General features: G+C 72.1%; 5 protein-coding genes and 1 pseudogene. 3 read left to right on the forward strand and 3 right to left on the reverse strand.

What is annotated here, in order from left to right; translation table 11 throughout:
• Positions 1 to 326 (forward strand): annotated as a pseudogene (locus K2X24_RS11610) (hypothetical protein); the annotation flags it as partial.
• 6 nt (positions 327 to 332) lie between these two features.
• Here the strand turns inward: K2X24_RS11610 and K2X24_RS11615 are convergent.
• A complete protein-coding gene (locus K2X24_RS11615; RefSeq protein WP_292498074.1) occupies positions 333 to 1,064 on the reverse strand; it encodes a tyrosine-protein phosphatase in 732 nt (243 codons plus the stop codon).
• 14 nt (positions 1,065 to 1,078) lie between these two features.
• Positions 1,079 to 1,861: a glycosyltransferase family 2 protein gene (locus tag K2X24_RS11620; protein WP_292498076.1), complete on the reverse strand. Its 783-nt coding sequence runs from the start codon at positions 1,859 to 1,861 to the stop codon at positions 1,079 to 1,081.
• A gap of 183 nt (positions 1,862 to 2,044) precedes the next feature.
• On the opposite strand from K2X24_RS11620, the gene K2X24_RS11625 reads away from it, so the two are divergent.
• Entirely contained in the window at positions 2,045 to 2,410 is a 366-nt protein-coding gene (locus K2X24_RS11625) for a hypothetical protein (RefSeq protein ID WP_292498077.1), read from the forward strand.
• 70 nt (positions 2,411 to 2,480) lie between these two features.
• Positions 2,481 to 3,335: a pantoate--beta-alanine ligase gene (gene panC, locus K2X24_RS11630; RefSeq protein ID WP_292498079.1), complete on the forward strand. Its 855-nt coding sequence runs from the start codon at positions 2,481 to 2,483 to the stop codon at positions 3,333 to 3,335.
• Here the strand turns inward: panC and K2X24_RS11635 are convergent.
• Positions 3,332 to 4,261, reverse strand: a 930-nt coding sequence (locus K2X24_RS11635) for a PHB depolymerase family esterase (RefSeq protein ID WP_292498081.1), incomplete at its 5' end; no start/stop codon positions are given. The two genes, panC and K2X24_RS11635, sit on opposite strands and share 4 nt — an antisense overlap.

The following is a 4,261-nucleotide window of genomic DNA, read 5'->3' on the forward strand; positions in this document are numbered from 1 at the left end:
GGCGCCTCGACGCACGCACCCGGCGCGCCCTGCGCCGGGCCGCCACGGCGCGCGACCCCCGCGCCTTTCGCGCCGCGCTCGCACCCGCCCTCCAGGGAGACCCGGACCTCGCGCGGGCCTGGCGCGGGCAGCCCGGCATCGCCGCCGGACTCGACGCCCTCGACCGGTCGCTCTACGCGCCCGGTGCCGCGGAGACGCAGGGTCCGGGCCCCGATCTCGCCGGGCTCGCGGCTGGACTGTCGCGGCCCGTCAGGATGCCGCCGGCGGCCGCTCATCCGTCGGATCGCCTCGCCCCCCTCGACGGTCCCGCCGCCCCGCGCCGGTGACGGCGGCTATTCCCGCCGCAGGAGGCGGTCGACGACGAGGTTCGACCAGCGCCGGTCCTTCACGGAGGCTTCGAGGGCGGCGGGGTCGTAGCGGGTCCGGACCCAGTCCTCGAAGCCGATGGGCGCGCGGGCGGCCGCGTCGAGATAGGCCCTGAAGAACTGTCCCAGGATGCCGGTCTTGGCCTGCCGGACATGGCCGTAGCGCAGCGCGAGCTGGCGCATGGCCTGGGCGGGCGCCACCTGCTCCTGGAACACGAGGTAGAGGGCGGCGGCGAGGCCCGCGCGGTCGGCGCCGGACTTGCAGTGGATCAGGGCCGGATACTGGATCGTCTCGAAGATCCGCTTGAGTTCGAGGATGGTCCCGGGCTCGGGCGCCGCGCGGGAGCGCAGGGTGATGGTCCGGAGGTCGAGGCCCAGGGCCCCGCAGCGCTCCTGCGCCAGCGGCCAGGAGCCGTATTCCGGCTCGCCGCGCAGGCAGACGAGGGTCCGGACGCCGTCCCGGGCCATGCGGGTGATCTGGTGGGGAGCGGGCTGGCCTGAGCGCCAGAGGCGGCCGGCGCCGACCCGGTGCCGGTTGAGATAGATCAGCCGGAACAGGCCGTGATCCCGGAGGAGCATATTCGCCCAGGCCCGTAACCGGTCGCCACGCCCGGCGATGGGCCGCTCCCAGCGGGCGATCCGGGCGAGGCGCTCCACGTTGCGGCGCTCGTAGTCCCGGCCTCGACCCCATCGCGGCATGATCCGGCCGATCCTCAGCGCGTCCGTTCCTTGGGGAAGTGCAGGATCGCCAGGCGATAGGTCCGCAGCATGGCGATGGTGATGGCCACGATGAACCCGTACACGCCGCCGGTGACGTGCCGCTTCATGAAATAGTACTTGAAGAAGACCAGCAGCGGCTCGAAGGCGATCCGAACGGGGGTCAGGGGCGATTTCTTCTTCACTTCCCCGGTCTGCAGCCGATAATAGAGAATATTCTTTTCCACCAGATGCGCGATCGAGCGGATCGACTGGTGAAAGATCGGCGCGCGGATCCGGCCCTTGTGGGCGGCCGGGATCTTCACCTCGTCGAAGACGGCGCTGTCGGGGAAGCGGCAGCGGGTCCTGTCATAGAGGCGGACATAGGTGTGGTAGTCGGCGAAGGGGCGCGGTCGCGCATCGCCGGGATAGACCTGGGTGATCCTGAACTCGAAGCCATGGACGTCTTCGCGGATCGGCGCCGAAAGCAGGCGCGACAGCTCCGCGCGGGTCGCCTCCGTGAGCCACTCGTCCGCGTCGAGGTTGAGGATCCAGTCGTGGCTCGCCATCGTCTCGGCGAAGCGCTTCTGCTGGCCGTAGCCTTCCCAATCGCGGTGGAGGCAGGTCGCACCGAAATCCCGACAGATCTCCAGGGTTCCGTCGGTGCTTCCGGAATCGACCACGACGATCTCGGAGACGAGGCCCCGCACGCTCTCGAGGCAGCGCAGGATGCGGTCGGCCTCGTTCTTCGTGATGATCGTGCACGTAACGGGTCGTCGTAGGGCCGGATCAGGCTTCACCTGGGGATCTTCCCGTCGCTGGTTCCGGGCTTCGTAGCGGCGGGACCGGCGTTTCACAACTCGCCCGGTGTTTCGGCACCGGCCGCCCGGCACCACGGGCATCGACACCGGTCTCGCTTAACCTTGCGTTTACCCTGATCGGCGACGGCTGGGGGATCAGAGGGTTGGGTGATGCGGAGCGGCATGACGGCATGGTTCGGGCTCGCGGCGGCGGGATTGCTCGCGGGCCTGCTGCCGGCGGGTGCGGCCGATCTCGTGGAGCCGTTCGCACCGCTGCCGGGCAGCGCGCGCGGTCCGGACCTCGCGCCGATGCCGCGCTACTTCCCGCGCGCGGAGGGCGAGGATTCGAGTGGCGCGCGCTTCGCGCCCGTCCGTCGCCAAGTCCTGCGCTGCCGGGTGCGGCGGGTTCCGATCCCCACCGACGCGCCCGACGATCCGAGCTATGTCGGCTCGGCCTACGGCCTGGGCAAGCCGAGCTATTACGGCTTCACGCCGCCGCTGGGGGTGGACGATCCCTACGGCCGTCCCCTGCTGCCCTACTGTCCCTGACGGCTGGCGCCGGAGCGTCCGGGTGATTAGGTCTGGCGCCGTTCGCCGGACGCACTCGCGAGGTCGCCCCTTGTCCCACACTTCCCTCTCCCGGTTCACGGCGGTCGCCCCCTTGCGCGCCGCGGTCGCCGCCTGGCGCCGGGCCGGCGACCGCGTGGTGCTGGTGCCCACCATGGGCGCCCTGCATGCGGGCCACCTCGCCCTGATGGCGCGGGCGAAGGCGCTGGGGGAGCGCGTGGTGGCGAGCATCTTCGTCAACCCGACGCAGTTCGGCCCCAACGAGGATTTCTCGCGGTATCCGCGCGACACCGAAGCCGACCTGGCGCTTCTCGCCGAGGCGGGGGTCGATGCGGCCTACCTGCCGGAGGTCGCGGAGATGTACCCCGCGCATTTCTCGACCCGAATCGAGGTCGACGGACTCACCGAGGACCTGTGCGGGGCCTACCGGCCGGGGCACTTCTCGGGCGTCGCCACGGTGGTGACGAAGCTCCTCAACCAGGTCCAGCCGGATCTCGCGCTGTTCGGCGAGAAGGATTTCCAGCAGCTCCTCGTGATCCGGCGGGCGGTGCGCGACCTCGACCTGCCGGTGGAGATCCAGGGCGTGCCGACCCTGCGGGAGGCGGACGGCCTCGCCCTGTCCTCGCGCAACCGCTACCTCGACGCCGAGGCGCGGACCCGGGCGCCACGCCTGCACGCGGTCCTGTCCGGCATCGCCGCCGGACTGGCGGACGGTGCGGAGGCGGGTCCCCTCCTGGAGCAGGGCCGCGCCGAACTCGCGGCGGCGGGCTTCGACCCGGTGCAGTACCTCGAGGTCCGCGACGCCGAGACCCTGGCCCCGGTGGAGCGGGCCACGCGGCCCGCCCGGGTGCTGGCGGCGGCCTATCTCGGCCGCACGCGCCTCATCGACAACGTGCCGTTGGGTTAGGCCCGGCCGGCGCCGAGCGGGTTCGCCCGGAAGAAGTCCAGCATCGCCCGCGAGGCGTCGGGTCCGCGCGGATCGGTATAGCTGCCGGCCGGGCTGCCGCCGGACCAGGCATGGCCGAGACCGCGCACGATCCAGCCCTCCACCGCGACCCGGCCGGCCCCGTCCGCGTAGCGGGTGCGGGTGTAGGACAGTCCGCCCGGGCTCACCGCCTCGGCGCTCTCGGGCGTCAGGCCGTCGATGCCGGCCTGGGCCAGGGCCTGCTCGCCGTTGCGCAGGTTGACCGTGCCGTCGCTCTCGCCGTGGAACACGATGGTGGGCACGCGGACTTCGGACATCGTGCAGTCGGCCGGTGCCACGGGCCCGAGGCGCATGACGCTCAAGGCCGTCGAGACGTCGCGGGCGCAGCCGGCGGCGAGACCCGAATGAATGCCCACCGCCGCGTAGAGGTCGGGGTAGACCCGCGCGATGTTCACCGCCGCCGCACCGCCCGCCGACAGGCCGGCGATGTAGACCCGCGCCGGGTCGACCCGGTGCTCGGCGATGATCGCCCGGGTCAGCCCCGCGATGATGCCGGCCTCGCCGGAATCGCGGCCCTGGTCGCCCGGCTGGAACCAGTTCCAGCAGCGCTGGCCGTTGGCCCGCCCGCTCTGGGCCGGATAGGCCACGAGGAAGCCTTCGGCCTCGGCCAGGGCGTTCATGCCCGTGCCGGCGGCGAAATCGTCGGGCCCCTGCGTGCAGCCGTGCAGCATCACCACCAGGGGCAGGTTCGGCCGGGCGTCGCTGGGGACGAACAGCTTGTAGTCGCGCCCTCCGGCCGCGTTGGAGAAGCTGTGCTCGGTGAAGCTGCCGCCCTCGGTGAGGGGCGCGCGCTTCTGATTGAAGCCGCCGAGCCCGCCCAGGCCGCCGGGGAGACCGGCGCCAAGTCC

The organism is Methylobacterium sp., from assembly GCF_019750675.1.
In the GTDB taxonomy this organism is placed as follows: domain Bacteria; phylum Pseudomonadota; class Alphaproteobacteria; order Rhizobiales; family Beijerinckiaceae; genus Methylobacterium.

What these genes read in the sequence shown, in the direction of transcription:
- K2X24_RS11615 (WP_292498074.1), bottom strand. Translation starts at nt 1,064, where the DNA reads ATGCCGCGATGGGGTCGAGGCCGGGACTACGAGCGCCGCAACGTGGAG.
- K2X24_RS11625 (WP_292498077.1), top strand. Translation starts at nt 2,045, where the DNA reads ATGACGGCATGGTTCGGGCTCGCGGCGGCGGGATTGCTCGCGGGCCTG.